Source organism: Rhizobium sp. IBUN (genome assembly GCF_000510625.1).
GTDB lineage: Bacteria > Pseudomonadota > Alphaproteobacteria > Rhizobiales > Rhizobiaceae > Rhizobium > Rhizobium altiplani.
This window is the reverse complement of record NZ_AZNV01000044.1, coordinates 15,569-34,029: the sequence shown is the minus strand read 5'-3', so window position 1 is coordinate 34,029 and position 18,461 is coordinate 15,569. Positions and strand designations below refer to the sequence as shown.

The 18,461-nt window shown below is 60.7% G+C and carries 13 protein-coding genes; 6 read left to right on the top strand and 7 right to left on the bottom strand.

The annotated features are described in order from the left end of the window. Window positions 1-6 precede the first annotated feature (6 nt). From RHIBUN_RS0127490 to RHIBUN_RS0127460, 7 genes are all read right to left on the bottom strand, one after another. Window positions 7-1,146 (bottom strand): hypothetical protein, encoded by a 1,140-nt coding sequence (locus tag RHIBUN_RS0127490; protein ID WP_051420109.1) that lies wholly within the window; start codon window positions 1,144-1,146, stop codon window positions 7-9. Window positions 1,147-1,150: 4 nt separating this feature from the next. Next, window positions 1,151-2,323 (bottom strand): polysaccharide pyruvyl transferase family protein, encoded by a 1,173-nt coding sequence (locus RHIBUN_RS0127485; protein WP_025662037.1) that lies wholly within the window; start codon window positions 2,321-2,323, stop codon window positions 1,151-1,153. Window positions 2,324-2,362: 39 nt separating this feature from the next. Continuing rightward, on the bottom strand, window positions 2,363-3,541 hold the full coding sequence (locus RHIBUN_RS0127480) for a polysaccharide pyruvyl transferase family protein (RefSeq protein ID WP_025662036.1): 1,179 nt from the start codon (window positions 3,539-3,541) through the stop codon (window positions 2,363-2,365). A 39-nt stretch (window positions 3,542-3,580) separates the two neighbouring features. Beyond that, entirely contained in the window at window positions 3,581-6,259 is a 2,679-nt protein-coding gene (locus RHIBUN_RS0127475) for a glycosyltransferase (RefSeq protein WP_025662035.1), read from the bottom strand. Beyond that, the gene (locus RHIBUN_RS0127470) at window positions 6,249-7,715 is read right to left on the bottom strand and encodes a DUF6212 domain-containing protein (RefSeq protein ID WP_025662034.1); all 1,467 of its coding nucleotides are present in this window, start codon (window positions 7,713-7,715) and stop codon (window positions 6,249-6,251) included. Before RHIBUN_RS0127470 ends, RHIBUN_RS0127475 begins: the two co-directional genes overlap by 11 nt. A 209-nt stretch (window positions 7,716-7,924) precedes the next feature. Next, window positions 7,925-9,160, bottom strand: coding sequence for a glycosyltransferase family 4 protein (locus RHIBUN_RS0127465; protein WP_025662033.1), 1,236 nt, complete (start codon window positions 9,158-9,160; stop codon window positions 7,925-7,927). 44 nt (window positions 9,161-9,204) lie between these two features. Continuing rightward, window positions 9,205-9,705: a MarR family transcriptional regulator gene (locus RHIBUN_RS0127460; protein ID WP_244423833.1), complete on the bottom strand. Its 501-nt coding sequence runs from the start codon at window positions 9,703-9,705 to the stop codon at window positions 9,205-9,207. Window positions 9,706-9,974: 269 nt separating this feature from the next. Between RHIBUN_RS0127460 and RHIBUN_RS0127455 the strand changes: the two genes are divergently transcribed. The 6 genes from RHIBUN_RS0127455 to RHIBUN_RS0127430 all read left to right on the top strand — a co-directional run bounded on the left by RHIBUN_RS0127455 (window position 9,975) and on the right by RHIBUN_RS0127430 (window position 18,460). Then, a complete protein-coding gene (locus RHIBUN_RS0127455; RefSeq protein WP_025662032.1) occupies window positions 9,975-11,732 on the top strand; it encodes a type I secretion system permease/ATPase in 1,758 nt (585 codons plus the stop codon). Further along, a complete protein-coding gene (locus tag RHIBUN_RS0127450; RefSeq protein WP_025662031.1) occupies window positions 11,729-13,129 on the top strand; it encodes an HlyD family type I secretion periplasmic adaptor subunit in 1,401 nt (466 codons plus the stop codon). Before RHIBUN_RS0127455 ends, RHIBUN_RS0127450 begins: the two co-directional genes overlap by 4 nt. A 273-nt stretch (window positions 13,130-13,402) precedes the next feature. Next, window positions 13,403-14,062 (top strand): calcium-binding protein, encoded by a 660-nt coding sequence (locus RHIBUN_RS0127445; protein WP_025662030.1) that lies wholly within the window; start codon window positions 13,403-13,405, stop codon window positions 14,060-14,062. A 62-nt stretch (window positions 14,063-14,124) separates the two neighbouring features. Further along, window positions 14,125-16,380 (top strand): glycosyltransferase family 2 protein, encoded by a 2,256-nt coding sequence (locus RHIBUN_RS0127440; RefSeq protein WP_025662029.1) that lies wholly within the window; start codon window positions 14,125-14,127, stop codon window positions 16,378-16,380. Continuing rightward, entirely contained in the window at window positions 16,377-17,213 is an 837-nt protein-coding gene (locus tag RHIBUN_RS0127435; protein ID WP_025662028.1) for a class I SAM-dependent methyltransferase, read from the top strand. The genes RHIBUN_RS0127440 and RHIBUN_RS0127435 overlap by 4 nt, the downstream gene beginning before the upstream one ends. Further along, on the top strand, window positions 17,210-18,460 hold the full coding sequence (locus tag RHIBUN_RS0127430; protein WP_025662027.1) for a glycosyltransferase family 4 protein: 1,251 nt from the start codon (window positions 17,210-17,212) through the stop codon (window positions 18,458-18,460). The genes RHIBUN_RS0127435 and RHIBUN_RS0127430 overlap by 4 nt, the downstream gene beginning before the upstream one ends. Window position 18,461: the final 1 nt, after the last annotated feature.

The window sequence follows — 18,461 nt, the reverse complement described above, 5'->3', positions numbered from 1 at the left end:
TCCCGGCTACGGCGATCCTCTTGCCACCCCACCGCCGGCATTCGTTTCGGTGGCCGCGACTCCGGCTGGGCCTAAGACGCCGCAGCGCCAAACGCTGTAGACCGGTTGCGTGTCCCAGTCGTAGTAGAAGGCTGATTCCAGCCTCCCTTCCTCCATCATCTCAGAGAAGGCGCGACGCACGGCACGGACCGCCTCTTCCCGCTCACGGTCGTCGAGCGGGCAGGACAGCGCGGTGTTGGCAATGCCCCATTCGGTCACCCAGCAGGGCCTGCCCTGCCCTTCGGGCTGGCAAAAATCAAGGACCGTCGTCACGTAGCGCGCAAGCGCCGCGTCACCTTTGCGCCCTGGGTAAACATGGATGCCGTAGCCATCGACCAGCGCGTCGATCCCCCGCCCCCGCAGCAGCGATATAACCGCGGAGGGATCGAGCCGTTCCATGCCACGGCGATCTGCCTCGGCAGTGCCGACATCGGAAAGCCCGGCTGAAATCAAAAGCGCGTCGCCGCTGTGGACCGTCGCCCGCAATTCTTCCCGGGTCACGCGGACGGTGCCGATATAGGCGTCGAGGCCGCGCTCGAAGGCCGAGCGATTTGCGACTTCCGAAACCCTGCGCGGCGTGCGCCGTCCGGGTTTTTCGTAGACCACGAGGTCGCCATTGTAGGCGCTGTAATTTATCTCGTTTCCGGGCTCGACGGCGTCGATGCGGATGCCCATGCCGTCGATACGGCGAAGCGCCGCGCGCAGGTGCGCACGGTAAAGATCGAGGTCGAGATCCGAAAGCCGTTTAACGTCCCAAACGCGGCCGAAACCGGTCCGAGGGCGCGTCTCTGGCGGATAGTAGTCCTTGTTCCCGAGCTGGATCTCGAGGAGGATCTTCAGCCCGAGCCGATCCGCAATTTCGAGCGCTTCGATGCTTTTGCCCACCGGTCTCGACAGTGAAAGTCGGACATGGGTGATGCCGCTTGCCGCTATCTCCTTCAGCACCCGCTCCTGATCGGCGCGGGAAAGCCAGGCAAGGTTTACCCGGTTAATGCCGATGCGACCGGCGAGCGCATCGTCCGCGTCCGCCGGCCGCGCCGGGGCTAGGGTCCAGAGCGGTGCCAGCGCGCAAGCGAGTAGCGCGCGCAAGCGCAGCCTCGCCGTCATCTGCTCAAAGTCCGATCTGCCCCAGAGCATTTCGGAAATTCGCCTCGCAGGCGGAATAGCGGTCAATCACGGCCTGCGTGTCGATCTTGCCGAGGAAATTGGCGAGATAAGCGCGCTTGTCCACCTCCCTGTTCCAAGTGGCCGCCTCGATATAGGGGAAGCCGATGAACTCCAGCATTTCCCGCATTCGGTCATCGACCGCGATCATGAGCGCGGGGGTACCGGCCTGCATGCCGATAATGCAGCCGTGGAAACGGCGACCGAAGCAGAAATCGCGCGCGGACATCGCGGTTCGCCACTGGTTCGTGTCGAAATAGACCAGCAGCTCGTGTTTCCGCTGCCATTTCTCCGAATGCTTGTATTCGGTCCCCCCGGTGATACGCCCGCTCGCCCGGTCATAGACGATGTCGTTGTCGTCGCCGGTCAGAGAGAGATTGTAAGCAACCACTTCGTCCTGGACGACATAGCTTGCGACGCTGTCGGGTTTGAGAAGCGCGTGGGCATCGACGATCGTATCGGCGACGCTGCCGAGATAGCCGCCAAAGGTGATTTTCTGGGCTTCAGACAGTCCCGGATCGGCAAGCGCCGAGAGCGAGCGCTTCATGTCGTTCGGCGAGAAGTAGAGCGACGGGCAGCCGGTTGGCTTGACGAACTTCATTCCCTGCTCCCTCAGGAACTCGGCGGTGAAATAGCCCCGCGTGAGAAAGAAGCTTTCCTTGTTTCTCAAGACCTCCAGGAACTTTAGCGTGCCAGCCGGCAGCTGCTCCTTGAGGCCCTCCTTGCGCTGAATGCCGATGCCCATCACCACGACCGGCATCTTCAGCTTGGCGAAGATCTCCGCTTCGAGATCGGCGGAATAACCCGGCCGCAGGAGATTGGCGGAGGCGAAGACACACAAGTCGAATTCGCGGTTCACGCGTTCGTAAAGCTCGTTCGAATCCCGATTGTTGGCGAGATGCCAGAACGGCAGATAGGTAACGTCATGGCCGCGCAGGCTTTCGGCCGCGCCTTCGCCGATCAGGTAGTTGCCGGTGTTGGCGATCTTCCTGACCTGCGCGATCAGGCCTTTCCTGGTCCTGGCCTCGTCGAAATAGGGCCGATGGATGACGGTCGTGCCGGAGACGTCCGCAATCGTCCGCTGCAGGTAGGATGGGATTCCCGTAAGCAAGATACGCATAGCTGTCCTCTGAACCGAAAAGAGATGGCCTTGGGGCCGCTAGTGTCCGATGCCGATTTCACGTAGCGTGGTGCGGAAGGCGCGTTCACGATCGGAGTACCGGTCGACAAGTTCGCTCGTGTTGAGCTTTGCCAGATGATCGGCCACGAACTCGGCGCGGTTCTCCGCCTTGTCGATCTCGTTGATGTCGACGGCAGGCAGGCCGGTGAAGCCGAGCATCTCACGCATGCGGTCGTCCACCGCCACCATCAGGCTTGGCACCGCCGCCTGCATGGCGATGATCGATCCGTGGAAACGACGGCCGAGATTGAAGTCCATCGACGAGGCCCAGGCGCGCCACTGGTTGGTGTCGTAGAAAGTACGAACCTCGAACCGCTGCTTCTCCCGCTCCGTGCCGGGGTACGCCAGATCGCCGATCATCAGGCCCGATGCGGAATCATACACGCGACCCTCTTCGTTGGGCTCCACCTTCATGTCGAAGTGGAGAAACTCGTCCTGAACGACGTATTGCGGAACTGTGTCCTGTGGGGCCAGCGCATTGGCGTCGAGGATCGCATCCTGATTGCCGCCGAGGTAGCCTGAAAAGATCGTCCGCGCCTTGCCGATCTTTACGCTCGACAGCTTCGTCATGGACCGGCGCATGTTGTCCGGCATGAAATAGACGGAAGGGCAGCCGGTCGGGCGCACGAAGGAGAAGCCCTGGTCCTTCAGGAAGCCGGCCGATTCGTGGCCGCGCGTCAGGAAGTAGTGCTCCCGCTCCTTCAGGATGGCCAGGAGCCGCTTGGTTCCTTCAGGAAGATTGTTCTCCAGGTCCTTGCGGTTTTGCAGGCCGATGCCCAGCATGACGATCGGCATGTTGAGCCGGCTGAGGACCTCCGCCTCGGCGTCCGCGGAGAGCCCCTTGCGCAACAGGTTTGCGCAGGTAAAGACGCAGATGTCGAAGTTGGCGTTGAACTCGTCGAACCCGCCGCCGCTCTTGCTCAAATTGTAGAGATGCCAGAAGGGAACCTGCTTCGCATGCGGCGCAAGTGCGCGCAGAGCGCCCTCGCCGATGAGGTAGTTGCCGGTGTTGCTGATGTTGCGCAGCTCCTGCAGGAAATCATCTTTCGATTCCGGCTGCTTCTGTCGCTCTGCATAGGAGACGGACAAGCCATGGGCGCCATTGGCAAGGCGTGTGTAGTGACCAGGAATACCCGTCACGAGAATTCGTGGACGCATTCGACTAGACCTTTCTGTTTCAAGGGGGCGGCCCGGCAATCAGCCGATCGCCGCAACCACGGGATTTGTCACTGGCGGCTCGCGAAAGACTGCGGCGCGGGACAGTGATGAGTTATTCACAGAGCGATCGCTCCACGCGATGAAGTCCGAGAAGGAGGAAGCCCATGACCGGCGCGCTGCAGTCCGGAGGCAGCCCTCCATGAGGGGCGCGAGCCTCTCGCGATTGTGCGCGACCTCTTCGATGATCCGCGCCATCTCCCTCACCACCAGAGGATCGGAAGCCGCGTTGACGAGTATGCCGTCCTCGCCGTCGGAAATGAGTTCGTCCACGGCGCCGACCGCAGTCGCGATTGGCACGCAACCGAGCTGTTGCGCCTCGGCGATCATCAGCGGCGCGCCCTCCCAGCGTGACGGCATGACGAGAATGTCGGCCCAGCCCAGCGCCTTGATCAGATCCTTGCTGGCGAAGACGGGCGGACGCACGTCGACGCCGAGGTCCTTCAATCGTTCGCTCCAAGACAAGCTGGAATCGGCAAGGATTTCCCCTCCAATGGCCCGGGCGTCGAAGGAGACGTTGGAGGCCCGCAGTTCCGCGAGCGTCGACGCCAGTCGATCGATGCCCTTCTGCTGATCGAGCCGCCCCATGTAGAGAAGCCGCAACCGGTCGTCCTTGCGCTCGATCCGCCTGACCGCCAGAACCTCCGCCAGGGCTTTGGGCGGCACCGTGAAACTCGCCCCATTGGCAACGGCGAAAACTTTCTCATGCGGGACGCCGTAGCTGTGCAGATAGATCTTGAGTTGTTCGGAGCAGGTCAGGAAGGCATCGTAGCAATGTTCGTGGGCAATCGCCGCGAAGGGCTGCCCGGCGGGCCTCTTGAAGGCCGTATTGTCGACAACGTGCAGATAGCAGGCAGTGCGCGTGCCTTCGGCGCGCAGTCGTGCGATGAGGGGATGGACGGCCATCACGTGGTTGTTGATGACCAGGTCGAACCCGGAAAGCTGTCCCTTCAGCGCCTCCCAATCGACCGAGTGCCCCTCTGCGATAAAGTCTTGCCCCAGGAAGGAACCCGAGCCTCCCCAGGCCGGAATTCCCGCGTCCCAGAAGTGAATGTAGTCGAAGCTGGAATCGAACTCATCGATCACATCCATCCGAGACGTGCCGAGCACGAACAGATGGGTTTCGTAACCGGCCGCCTTCAACTCCCGGCCTGCCGCGTAGACGACTTTCTCGGCCCCGCCGAACGAGGCGTTCGGCACGAGTAGTGCTACGGTCCGCTTGCCGTCGCTGTGTCCGAGCGGTAGAACCGGTGATCCCCCAACTTCCTTGCGCAGCGCCTTGTGCAGATCGGCGTAGGGCACGAGCCGTGCTGGGCGCCAGGTCCACCGCCTGCCCGCCGTCTCGCGCAGGGGGCTCGCGGCAATCGCGTTGACGCAATTGATCATCACCTGCTGAGGCGTGATCAGAGACCGGCGCGGGAGACTTCTTGGAAACGGGAAGCGCACTTTCAGTACAGTCGATGTCGGCCATACTTGCTGGCTGCCAATCGAAGCGAACCAGTCCACCGCGTTGTTCTGGACCACGTCTTGGATGAGCCGGGTCGAAAGGAAGATGAGATCGGCGGAGCCGATCCGTTCTGCGCCCGCTCCATGAACGATCGGCTCGATCTTGCGCTGGGCGGCATCGTTGGCAAGTTGGACGAAGACGACGTTGCTGCTCTCGCTCAGGCGCTCAAGATGGGCAAGCACGTTCGGCAACATGCGCGAACGCCGGAGCAGGTCGAGCGCCGCGCCGCTTCCGGCGACCATGAACGGCGGGAAGTGTTCATTGTCGGGTTCGCCGATATTGGCCCAGAACGCCGGGATGATGTCGTCGAGGCGAAGCATCGCCGGTGGCTTGGTGGGATCGGTGAAGAAGGAGATCGCAGTATCTTCCGTTCGCGCAAACAGGTAGCGCGGGCACTCCTCATGCTCGAAATCCACCAGCATCGGTCGCTGGAATAGTGATTTGTGGCGCTTGCGCAGGAAGCTCACCGACGTGGCGCGGTCTCGGTTCGCCTCCTTGAAACGGCTCTCCGCCCGTAGCCTGTATTCGAAGACCGTGTCATGGCACGGCGTGCCGACGAAGCCATGCTCGATGCAGGACAGCCAGAACTCCCAATCCTCGAAGCCGTTCTGCCTGTCGTCGTTGAAGCGGACGCCCGACTGGAAGACGTCGATCGAGATCATCGATCCCGTGTCGCAGATATTGTCGGTTATGCAGTGGACCAACCGTGAATAGCGGTTGCCGTAGTGGGCGCGCCAGCTGACAGAAAACGTATCGATATTGGTGTAGACCCACCCGCAACCACTGGCTTGGAGCTGCCGGTAAAGCGTCTGGATGGTGCCGGGAAGGACGCGATTGTCGGCATCCAGGAAATAGACGGCCTTCGCCTCGGGAAAACACTCGAGAACGTATTCGATGGCGCGATTGCGTGCGCCGCCCGGACCGGCGTTCTGGCCGATCACGACATGGACGCAAGGATGGGCAGCGGCATAGAGCAACAGCTGGTCGAAGGTCTCATGCCGCGGATCGCCGTCGACCGAGATGACAATGACGACCCGGCAGCTACTCAGATTCGAGGCAAGGACGGACTCTATCGCCTCCAGGGCGAGTGCCGCGTGACCATAGAGGGGCATAGCCACGGCGATCAGTTCGGGGAGCTCCTTGTTACCGGACATCGGCGGCTTCCATCGATTGCTTGACCAGCCTGAAGCCGGACACCTTGAGCCAGGAGAAATCGACCGAATCCGTCACTGCGCGGCTGAGGATCATGAGATCCATCGGTCCGCGGACCGGCTGCTCCAGCTGGATGTTGATGTTGACGACCTGATTTGACGTGACTTCGCGCCATCCGCTGAAGAATGCTGATGGCCTGGCCACGCCCTTTCGCGCGAGCTCGGCCACTTCGGAACGCGCATTCGAATTCGCCGGGGCGAGCAGGAAGCTGACCGCCGCGGGCTGACCTTGCGGATGATCAATGACCGCGCTTGCCGAGAAGGATATCGTTCCGGGCTCGATGGCGCGGCTGACCGCGCCCGCGGATATGCCGCTCGGCAACGGGTGGCAGACGATCGCATGCTCATGCTCAAGGAAGCGCACGGTCTGGAATTCCGGGACGATGGGCGTGACCGAAACGTCTGCGATCTGGCTCAATGTGTCGACCGGCAAACGATAATCGATGATGAACTGACCTTCTAGCAGATTGCTCGGCGCAATCATGTTGAGTGCGTTGGCGGGCTTGACGCCGGGCAGTCCCGTAAACACCTTGAACGCCAGCGGGCGCAGGTCGAGATCCGGATGCGGAAGTTCCGATCGCGCCGAATAGCGCTCGCCGGCAATCGGATAGCCGAGCGAAACGCCGACGGTCTCGGGTCCGGTCGCGGAGATTCGCAGCCGAAGCGTGCGCGCTGCGCCTCCGCAGGCACGGGGCAACGAGAAGAAATTCCAGTTCGGCACGAGTTGCGCATAGGGCACGGTCCACTCGGCCACCCCTTCGCCGCTTTCGAGGTAGCTCAGCGCGACGACGAGCTCTCCACTGACCCTGGGCACCGAATGCAGGTGAAGAGCAAAACCGGCCACGCCAAGGCTGGATACCGGCAGCAGCTGCTCGACAAAGGCGGTGGCAAGCAGCTGCCCGATCCCGTCGTCCTTTGGATCGGCATAGGGATCGTGGGAAAAAATCTCGGAAACCGGCTCCCAGTTTCGCGCCTGAAACGCATCTTCAAGGGCCCGGTAGTTTTCCAGCAGCGTTTCGCGCTCCCGGCGCAGGATCGCGAGCTCCGAGGTGATCGAGGCGCTGTACTGGGCGAGCCGCCCGACGCCGCCCTCGGCCAGCGTCCGCAGAAGCGCGAAACTGTCCGACTTGTTGACGGGATCAAGCCGCTGGAGGGGAACCGCAGGGACCGTCCCCAGCGATCCAAGCAGCGCCAGACGCTCCTGCAGATCCGCCTCGCCATCGTCGGAAAAGGCGACGGCGATCAATGGAAATGCATTCTGCAATGTCGCTGAAGAGTGGCCATTCTCGAGGTGAACGATCAGATGCTCGATATCGCTACCTTCGAAGCATGACCGATCCCGATTCGATGCTGCTATCAGCTTTCTCGTCGCCAGTCGTTTTCCAATGCCGGAGGACATCAACTCTCGCACTTACGACCTCTGAAGAATTGTTTCGGAACAAAAACCAAAGACACCAGACAATCAGCTTCTTTTTCAAATCACCGCGGCGTCACGAGCAAGAATCTAACAACTACGATTGCGGTGCACAATAAGAAAAAGCGGCGCCGAATAAGAAAAGAACTTCATATATACTTTAAAAATCGAAGTAATAATTGATTACTTTCTATTCATGAGCGACGGATAAACGATTTTCCAATCATCTCTTCGAGTATACCCCATTGCCGATCGAGGCAGTCCGTCAGCCGGAAGCGATTTTCGACCGTCCGGCGCGCCGCTGCGCGTATCCCGAAATAGCGTTCCGGCTCCTTCAGGGCGTCGAGAATGGCCTTGGCAAGCGCGTCTGTGTCAAAAAATGGCACCAACAGGCCGTTCCGGCCGTCGCGTATGACTTCCTGGACAGGAGCGGTATCCGACCCGATGACCAGGGCTCCGCACGCCATTGCCTCAAGCACCGACCAAGACAAAACGAATGGATAGGTCAGGTAGAGGTGCGCGGACGAAATCTGGTAAAGCCGCCGCAAAACGGAATGCGGCACCACGCCAGGGAAGAGAATATTCTCCCGTGGCATATCCAGCGTCTCCAGGAGATGGTCCTTCCAAGCCCCACCGCCTGGCGGGGGCACACCATAGCTGACGCCATCTCCGCCGACGAAAACGAAGAGCGCATCGCGACACTGCCGCGCAACCTTGGCGGCAGCCTCCAAAGCCTGTGGAAATCCGCGGTATGGCTCGAGGTCGCGCGCGACGAAGGTGACAATGGGAGGCCCGCCTGCAGTGAGCACGCGTCCATCCGGAAGCGTCACCGATGCTGTCGGATCCGGTCGAAACCGCACCGTATCGATACCCTCGTGGCACACTGAAATGCGGCCCTGGGCATCGACGGGATACAGGCTTTTCTGCCAATGGGTGGGGCTGATACCCGCCTCAATGGCCTCGAGGGACAAGAGCTGCGCGATGTTGCGCAGGCGCAGCCTCTTGCGCGTCTCCAGATCAGGCCGATCGTCGGGCGAAAACCCGATGTCGGCGCCTTCCGGCCGGTAGAAGAACTCGCAATATCCCAATGCGGGCACCTGTGGCAGCACGTCTTTCAAGAACATCATGCTGCCCCAGCCGATATGGCCGACGACAACGTCCGGCGCCAGCCCTTGCCGCACCATGGCATCGAGCGTTTCGGCAACACGATGGCCGATTCGCGCGTGGTGATCCGGAATACCCATGTGCCGGGCCATGTGCGGATTTGCGCGCGGGCCTGGTTCCGTTCGATGTCGAACGACCCGAACGGATGGTATCTTCCTGTCTATGGCCTCGGTGATAAGGCTGACCTCGTTGCCCGCCTGCGCGAGTTGAGCGGCCAGGGCAGCGAACTGGCCGAAGCCCCTGCGATGGACAAACGCCACATGCATCGCGTCTAGTCCGCTTTGGCCTGTCCCGCGGTACCACTCACCGCTTAGACGCCGAACCGTGAAGCGTTGGCCCAGGCCAGTTCAAGCTCGTGCAGCGTCTGGAAGGCCGTCTCAAGCATCCGTTGATCCTGATCACCACGTTTTACCGCACGCTCGTAGGCCATCGCCGCGTCGCGGAGATTTGCCCTAAGCTGCCTTCCCTTCTCCGTCAGCTTGATGCGTGCGGACCGCTTGTCGCGCTGGGAGGCAACGCGATCAATGTAGTCGCCGTCGGCAAGCTGCTTCAAATAGTAGGAAACATTGGAACCAACATAATGCCCACGTTCCAGAAGCTCGGCGACCGAAAGCTCTGAATCGCCGATTGCGAGCAGTATCATCGCCTGTGCCGGCCCAACATCATCTACACGAAGCTTGGTGAGCTCCGCTCGGATCAAGCCCGAAAACCGTCGACTTGCTCGCTCCATCAGGCGAGCGAGCTCGAAATACGTAATCTGCCGGAGGTCACCGAACTCGAGATCTTGAGCATGCCCGGGATCTGCTTGCACAGCCCGCCCCCTATTTCCAATTCTCAGATCGTCATTCAGATCGGAAAGATTAAGCACACTATCGTCGTTCACTATATTCTCCGCGTTGGCAAAAATACTTCAAAATTAGAAGTAATCTTCAAATATGTCCATCGACCCCAATTAGCGTGACCTTGCACACCCCCGCCCTTCTATGCCAGATTGGCCGAAGCAATACTACACTCCCGCCCGGTTATAACCAATTCCGTCCTCCAGCAGATAGCCATAACGTTAATTCGAGGCAAATCGCCATGCGTGATACTGTTCAAAATGAGACAAGAAGCAAGGGTCAAATATTGGGAGGCAACGACAAAAACAACCCAGGCTTGCTGATCGCTCAAGCAAAGCGGGTATTCCTGTCCGGGCTAATTTATGCGGCGGCGCTAAGCGTGTGCCTGAATCTGCTACAACTTACGATGCCTCTGTTCATGCTGCAGGTTCATGACAGGGTACTCAACAGTCAGAGCATGGAGACGCTGGTCATGCTCATGATTTTGGCGATCGGCGCGCTTGTGGTGCTCGGCGTCCTGGAATTCATCCGCGCCCTCTCTTTCCAAGCCATCGGTGGCGCACTCGTGCGCCGTTTGAACATGCCAGTCCTTGCCGCCGCCGTTCAGGCCTCGGTCGACCAGGGACTGTCGCGCGCGACCCAATCGCTTCGGGACATCACGGAACTGCGAAGCTTCCTGACCTCGTCAGCGGTGACGGCGCCTCTCGACGCAGCCTGGTCGCCGATTTTTCTCGGCGCTCTTTTCGTTCTGCATCCGCTATTCGGCCTCATCGGGGCCGTCTCGGCGGCGCTGCTCCTTTGCGGCGGTCTGATCACCGACATGCTGACGCGCCAACTCACGAAGGAAGCGAACCAGACAAATGTCGAAGCCATCTCGAAGATTGGCGCATCACTCCGGCATGCCGAGGCTATCGAGGCAATGGGCATGCTGCCGGCGCTGGCAAATCGTTGGCGCGCCCTGCAAATGCAGGCTCTCGACGGCTTTGAAGCGAGCGGGAGCAGGAGCAAGGCGATGTCGTCCATCACCCGCAGCCTCCGCTATTGCATCCAGATCATCACCCTGGCGGCGGGAGCGTTCTTGGTGCTGGAGCAGGCAATCACGCCCGGCGCGATGATGGCATCGAGCATCCTTGTCGGACGCCTCCTGATCCCTTTCGATTCGGTCATCGACAATTGGCGGCAATGGGTGCTGGCGATCGCAGGCTGGCGTCGCCTTCAAGCCACCCTCAAGGCCGATCTTGCCATCCGCCAAACGATGCCGACGCCCCACTCGTCGGGCGACATCGTCGTCGACAAACTGGTATACGCAGCCCCTGGTTTGGATGTACCGATCATCAAGGGCATTTCGTTCTCCCTCTCTCCGGGCGAGGTCCTGGGTGTGGTTGGTCCCTCCGCGGCGGGCAAATCTACCCTCGCCCGACTGCTCGTCGGAATCTTGCGCCCCACGTCCGGCGGCGTCTTCCTCGACGGCAACAACACCTATCTCTGGGAGCGCAGCTCGTTCGGCCAAGTGGTCGGATATCTTCCGCAATCCGTCTCCCTTCTGGAGGGCACGATTCGAGAAAACATCGGGCGGATGGCGGACAGCGATCCATACAAGGTGCTCGAGGCGGCGCGATTGGCCGACATCCACGACATGATCGGACGCCTGCCACTCGGCTACGATACGCCTGTCGGCGACGGCCACCTGACGCTTTCCGGAGGACAGCGGCAGCGCATAGCGTTGGCGCGTTGCCTATACAACCGGCCTCGCCTCATCGTCCTCGACGAGCCCAACGCAAATCTGGACGCGATTGGCGAGCGGGCTCTCATCCGCGCGATCCAGTACGCGCGCGACGACGGCGCCATCGTCATCATAATCGCTCACAGACCAGCCATCATGCAGGTCGCCGACAAACTGCTCGTGCTTGAAAACGGCCGCGTCGCTCAGTTCGGACCGCGAACGGACGTGATCCCAGTCCCAACGCCGGGCGAAGTACGCGAGGTGGCCGCGAAATGACGGAGAAAAAGCCGTTTGCAGCCCGCCCCGACCTTTCCGAACGTCGTCTACAGACGCATCAGCCCGTGCCGCTAAGTGTCAGCCCTCCGCACCTGGAATTCGAGCCATTTGATAGCCGCTCGCCGCTCCGCCGCCTTGTCATCGCAGGGATAGCCACGATCCTTTTGTCCTTCGGTGGATTTTTTGCCTGGGCACTTTCAACAGAACTCAGCAGCGCGACAGTCGCCAGCGGCACGGTCATCGTCGATTCGAAGCGAAAGACCGTCAGCCATTTTGAAGGCGGCGTCATGAGCCGGTTGCTGGTTCAGGAGGGCGACAAGGTGTCCGCCGGCCAGCCCCTGATCGAGCTGGAGGATACACGCGCCCGTTCCAGCCTGCGGTCACTCCAGATCCGGCGCATCGGCCTGATTGCCAAACTGGCGCGATTGAAGGACGAACAGACCAACATGCCGCGGGTCACCTTTCCCCAGGAACTTGGCGATGCAAAGGACGTCGCCGTCGATGACGCCATCAGGGCGGAAACGGTGTTTTTCGAAAAGCGGCGCGAGATGCAGGCGGGGCGGATAGAGGTCCAGAGAAAGACCATCGAGGAGCACCTCGAACAGGCGAAGTCACTTGGCGTTCAAATCCAGGCGACCGACCAGCAGCTCGGCCTGCTTGACGAGCAGCGCGCGGCGATGGTGACATTGGAGAAAAAAGGCGCCGTTTCCCGCACGCAACTCATCGAGATCGAGGCCCGGCTCAGCGGGGTGACACGCGAGCGGGGCGAACTCGCAGGCGACAGGGCCCGGGCGGAAAAGGCCGGAGCGGGCGCACAGCTTGCGCTGACCGGAATAGAAAGCGAGTTTCAGTCGACGATTGCCGGCGAAATTACGACGGCGCGTGTCGAGCTCGCGGATGTCGAAGAGCAGATCACGGCTTCAAACGACGTGCTGCGGCGTCTTGAGATCCGCTCTCCGCAAGACGGGATCATCAGCAACATCTTCCTGCGCACCCCTGGCAGCGCGGTCACGCCCGGTCAGGCTCTGCTCGAGATCGTTCCGGAAAATGAGCCCCTCCTGATCGAAATGCGCGTCAATCCTCGTGACATCGACAGCATCGCCGTGGGCTCCAAAACGCAGATCCGGTTGACAGCCTACAATCAACGTTCCCGCCTGCCCATGGAAGGCGCAATCACATATGTGGCCGCGGACCAGTCGGTCGATGAGAAGTCAAATTCGGCGTTTTTCGTCGCGCGCGCCAAAATCGACACGGCATCGTTCAAGGCCAACCCCGATGTCCGCCTCTATCCAGGCATGCCCGCGGAGGTGCTGATCATCCACAAGTCACGCCTTGCAATCGAGTACCTTACCTCTCCCGTCGTCGAGAGTTTCAATCGCGCCTTCAGAGAAGATTAGGAACTGAAATTAAATTCCGGACAAATCGCATGTATTTTGTTTCAATTTTTGAAGTTGTTTCCAATTAAATTGCTGAATTTTTACTTCATAAACTCCGGTATTTACGAAACAATGTACCAGTATGACGTAAAATCAGAAATTTATTTCTCAAAAATAGACGTTTTCTCTTCATGGGACGCTTGCGTTGTTCTTTGTTGCAATGCACATTCCTGGCGCGCAATTGTCGCACCCGTGCGAGCAACGCGTGCATAGAAACCCGAAGAGGAGAGGCAGATGGCAACATTGGAAGGCGGTGCATACAACGACGCCCTGTTCGGCTCCCGTTTCAACGACTTCATTCGCGCCCATGGGGGCGATGATTTCGTGAGCGGCGGCAACGGACACGACATCGTGTTCGGTGATGATGGTGACGACCTGCTGTTCGGCGGAAAGGGACACGATACCCTGTTCGGCGGCGAAGGCAGCGACCTGCTGAACGGTGAAGACGGCAACGACACTCTCGTCGGCGGCTGGGGTGATGACCTTCTTTACGGCGACAAGGGACACGATACCCTGTTCGGCGGACACGGAAGCGACCTTCTGTCCGGCGGCAAGGGCAACGACATCCTCTATGGCGGTGACGGTGCCGACATCCTCGACGGCGGCGCCGGCAACGATGTGTTGGCAGGCGGTGCTGGCCATGACGTCTTCGTCTTCGACGGCGGCGGCGGCAATGACGTCATTCTCGACTTTACCGCGGGCGAGGATCTGCTGCAGATCTCGAAGGGCATCAATGGCCTCGACGTGTCTTCGCCCGACGACCTGGCCTCGCGCATCACCCAGGTCGGCGGCAATGTCGTCGTGGATCTCGGACATGGCGATACGCTTACTCTGGTCAATGTCGATGCCGACGACATCCAGGCAAATCCCGAGCACTACTTCACAGTTCACTGAGCGTGAACCGCGCGCCCTGCTTCCTCCCGTGGGGCGCGCCATTCCAATACAGAGGATAGCGTGTGACGTTCGACGTATCGATAGACGCCACGGGCGATTTCAGGAATGCGGAGATTTTTCGGCTCGGCGCCGACCTGGCCGTCCTTATCTCGGATCTCCCCCCAGCCCTTCCCGCCGCCACAAGGTGCCTGTTGTCCATGGACCAGTCACCGGTACCGCTGGTCAGCATGACGCTCCCGCTTCGCAACGGGAGGCAACGCATGTTCTGGGCGATGAGGCCGGGAAACCAGCCGGCGAACGTGGATATCTGCACTGAAGACGGCTGCACCATTGATACTATCGTGATGCCGCCCGCGCGCACACTTGCGCCACTCGATATTGAGGCATTGTTCGCTGATCTCGCGCCAGATGCTCGCATCAAGTTCGTCAACAACCTCCTGACTGTGTGGCGAAGCGCCTTCCGCATTGCCAGCGACGATCTGTTCAGCATGGTGGTTGAAGACGCCCTTCACCTGCTCGTACCCGAACCGCAACCCGCCAGCATCGTGTGCCAGGTTGTGCAAGGGCGCCATCTGATCGAGACGACCATCAATCCGGATCTGGGCGACATTACAGCAATCTATGCCGTCGGCGCAGCGTCGATCACACGCTTGGCCGTAAGGATCGTCCTGGGGCGGAATGGGAAACACGGCTCTCGGTCGTGCCATTTCATCACTGAGGCGCCGTCCCCCTCCCCTCCGTTTCTCATCGTCCTTCTGAGCAAGAATGGCGTTGCCATCCGCCAGCTCGCCGACAGCAAGTCTCGCTATTCCGGCCTCCAGAGTTGGTGGGATAAAAACCTGCAGGCGGTCGAGTTGCGCGAAATGATTGTCCGTCGGCTCGCCACGTTGCCGGAAGGCGGCGCCGCCACGGCGATCGACCTGCAAGTTCGCGCACCGCTGAAGCCAAGCCGGATCGCCAAGTCATCGATGCATCCGTCCGGAGAGGTCGATCTTGCTCTGGCGCTCGACGGCGGCCTGCTGGCCGGCGGCTGGTTCCATGCGCCGTCAACCGCGTTCGCCGGCATCGATTACGTCAAAGAGGACGGTACGGCCGTGCCCCTCGACGGGAACAGCTACGAATTTCCGGCTTGGGCGCAAAGGACCGATGAAAAGAGCAAGACCGATGTGACCGGTTTCGTTGCCTGGGTCCCTCTGACGGAATCGCCGGGGCCGCTCCTGCAGCCCCGATTTCAGATGCGCCTCGCTTCCGGAGCAGCAAGGCCTCTTGTGCCGAATCCACAGGCCTTCGAGGCCGCAATGCAACGAAACCACGTCCTGCGCGCCGTGCCCCCACAGCATGCGGTCGACCGCGCCTTCCGGACAATCCTCGCCCCCGCCTTGCAGACCGTCGAGGCCCGATTGGGCAAGACCATCGAGGTCGACCGCACCAAAGACTACGGCACTCCAAAACGTGCGCCGCTCGTTTCCATCGTAGTCCCTCTGTACCGGGTCCTCGACTTCCTGCGTTTCCAGCTATCCGGGATGGCGACGGATCCATGGCTCGCCGAGAACGCAGAGATCATCTACGTCCTTGATTCCCCGGAAATTCAGGACGAGACGGAGCACCTGCTGGGTGGCCTGCACCTGTTGCACGGGCTAGCGATGACGTTCGTGGTGATGAACCGCAACGGCGGCTACGCGCGCGCTTGCAATGCCGGCGCACGTTTTGCACGTGGCGCCATTCTGGTGATGCTCAATTCGGATGTCGTGCCATCCGCGCCAGGCTGGCTGCAGGTGTTGTCGCGTCCGTTGCTGGAAAGGCCAAAACTGGGCGCGATCGGCCCGAAGCTGATTTTCGAAGACGGATCGCTGCAGCATGCCGGGCTCTACTTCGGCCGCGACCAGCGCGGGATCTGGCTGAACCACCATTTCCACAAGGGCATGCCACGCGACTACGCGCCGGCGCAACATGCCCGCGAGGTTCCTGGCGTCACCGGTGCCTGCCTCGTGAGCCGCAGGGACACTTACGAGAGCGTTGGCGGTTACACCGAAGACTACGTGATCGGCGACTATGAAGACAGCGATCTGTGCCTTAAGATCCGTCGCCTCGGGCTCCAGATCGTCTATGAGCCCGCAGCGTGCCTTTATCATTTCGAGCGTCGCTCGATCCGCCGCAGCCAGGACTACATGCGCGGCGTGGCAAGCCAATACAATTCGTGGCTGCATACCCAGCGGTGGGATGATGACATCACCGAGCTGATGGCGAACCAATTTGGCAAAGACCCGGATCAACCCGCCACCGCGGGTGGGAGAATCCGGGAGAGGAACGCGGCATGACGCAAGTGGCACTCATGCATCCCACGCCGGCGCGGCTGATCGATGAAGACCGTGTTCGCTGGCTCCTCGAATCCATTCGGTGCAATCGTTTTCTGCCGCAACCGGATTCGACCGACGTCGTCGTCGGAGACGGTGATTTTCGCACGATAGGGTCGGAGTTCCTCGGTTACTTCATTCGCATGGGCGGCTTGCGCGAAGACAGCCGCGTGCTCGACATCGGTTGCGGTATCGGCCGGATGGCCGTGCCGCTCACCCAGTATCTCGATCCGCAAGGGAGCCGCTACGATGGCATCGATCCGGTCGAGGGCGGCATCGGCTGGTGCCAGCGGACGATCACGCCCGTCTACCCCAATTTCGCCTTTCAGCGACTGGATATCGCGCACGAACTCTACAACCCGAACGGCAAGATCAACGGAAGGGCATTGGCTTTGCCCTTTCCCGATCGTCACTTCGACTTCGTCATCATGACGTCCGTGGTCACTCATTTGCCGCCCGCTGAGGTGCTTGTCTATCTCGCCGAGGTCCGCAGAGTGCTTTCACCCGGGGGGCGCTTGTTCATGACCGCGTTCGTGGTCGACGGCATCGCCGCGGCAAACGAGAACGAACGGCGCGATCCGCGTCTCGCTTTCCGTCGCTATCGCGAAAGCCCATGCTGGTTCGTACCCAACCAGCCACCACTAGCCGCGATCGGCTTCGAAGATGGCTTTCTGGACAAGGCGCTGGAACGGGCCGGCCTCTCCGTCGCGCTCAAATCGCTTGGCCGTTGGCGCGGCACAAGCGCTGGCCACCATCAGGACTTCATCGTGGCGAAGCGCCGGGGAAATGGTCGATGAGCAAGCGCATTCTGGTGGCCGCCCATAACCATCCGTCGCTCCATCCGGGTGGAACGGAGATATTCGCCCACGACTTGTTTCGCGCCTACCAGCGCGCGGGCAATGAGGCTCTGTTTCTCGGTGCCACGAACCAGATCCATCGCGAGGCGAGGCCGGGCACGAGCTTTCAGGGCATCGGCCCGGCAGGAGACGAGGTCCTGCTATGGTCGGGACACTTCGACCATTTTTTCATGAGCCAGATCGACCTCTATGGCGTAGTGCCCGACATTACGGAGTTGCTGCGCGAATTCCGGCCGGATGTGGTCCACATCCACCACCTGCTGCTGCTTGGCGCTGAATTTCCTCACATTATCCGCCGCACCCTGCCCCACTGCCAGATCGTCATGACGCTCCATGACTACTACCCGATTTGCCATCATGACGGGCTGATGGTGCGCACCGGCAGCAAGGAGCTTTGCCATCAAGCCAGCCCGGACCGCTGCCATGCCTGCTTCAAGGACATTCCCATCGATCGCTTTGTCCTGCGCGAACGGCACCTGAAGGCCCTCATGAGCACGATTGACCACTTCGTATCACCAAGCGCTTTTCTAAAGGATCGCTTCGTGCAGTGGGGATTGGACAAAGATGCGGTCAGCGTCATTCCGAATGGCATCCCCGTCCGAAAGGCCGGCGCGCAACGGGAGCTGCTCGAAGGCGGGCGGCCTATCTTCGGCTATTTCGGAAATCTCAATCCCTGGAAAGGGGTGACCGTATTGCTCGACGCCGCGCGCCAGCTTCTGGCCGATGGCCACGAATTCGAGCTGCGCGTCCATGGCGGCGCGCCCTTCCAGAGCAAGACCTTCGTCGACGAGGTCGATCGCCGCTTCGCCGAAACGGCGGAATGCGTTCAGCCCCGGGGTCCTTATCGACGAGAAGATATCGGCGACCTGGTGGCCGCGGTCGATTGCACCATTGTTCCTTCCATCTGGTGGGAGAACGCGCCGTTGGTCATTCAGGAAGCCCAGGCTCAGGGGCGTCCGGTCATCGCCAGCAATATCGGGGGCATGGCTGAAATGATCGAGCACGGCGTCAACGGCCTGACTGTGCCACCCAACGATGCGCGAGCACTCGCCGCGGCTATGCGGAGCATATTGGAACAGCCGAACCTGCTGCGCCAGTTCGCCGAAAACGCTCGCAAGCCCGACGACATCGATACGACCGCCCGCCGCTACCTCAAGCGGATCGAGCCGGCACTGCTTCCGGCATAGG

Excerpts from the sequence above, each read along its gene's own strand:
- RHIBUN_RS0127465 (WP_025662033.1), bottom strand. The coding sequence starts at position 9,160 with ATGCATGTGGCGTTTGTCCATCGCAGGGGCTTCGGCCAGTTCGCTGCC.
- RHIBUN_RS0127485 (WP_025662037.1), bottom strand. The coding sequence starts at position 2,323 with ATGCGTATCTTGCTTACGGGAATCCCATCCTACCTGCAGCGGACGATT.
- RHIBUN_RS0127430 (WP_025662027.1), top strand. The coding sequence starts at position 17,210 with ATGAGCAAGCGCATTCTGGTGGCCGCCCATAACCATCCGTCGCTCCAT.
- RHIBUN_RS0127435 (WP_025662028.1), top strand. The coding sequence starts at position 16,377 with ATGACGCAAGTGGCACTCATGCATCCCACGCCGGCGCGGCTGATCGAT.
- RHIBUN_RS0127490 (WP_051420109.1), bottom strand. The coding sequence starts at position 1,146 with ATGACGGCGAGGCTGCGCTTGCGCGCGCTACTCGCTTGCGCGCTGGCA.
- RHIBUN_RS0127475 (WP_025662035.1), bottom strand. The coding sequence starts at position 6,259 with ATGTCCGGTAACAAGGAGCTCCCCGAACTGATCGCCGTGGCTATGCCC.
- RHIBUN_RS0127450 (WP_025662031.1), top strand. The coding sequence starts at position 11,729 with ATGACGGAGAAAAAGCCGTTTGCAGCCCGCCCCGACCTTTCCGAACGT.
- RHIBUN_RS0127455 (WP_025662032.1), top strand. The coding sequence starts at position 9,975 with ATGCGTGATACTGTTCAAAATGAGACAAGAAGCAAGGGTCAAATATTG.
- RHIBUN_RS0127445 (WP_025662030.1), top strand. The coding sequence starts at position 13,403 with ATGGCAACATTGGAAGGCGGTGCATACAACGACGCCCTGTTCGGCTCC.
- RHIBUN_RS0127480 (WP_025662036.1), bottom strand. The coding sequence starts at position 3,541 with ATGCGTCCACGAATTCTCGTGACGGGTATTCCTGGTCACTACACACGC.
- RHIBUN_RS0127470 (WP_025662034.1), bottom strand. The coding sequence starts at position 7,715 with ATGTCCTCCGGCATTGGAAAACGACTGGCGACGAGAAAGCTGATAGCA.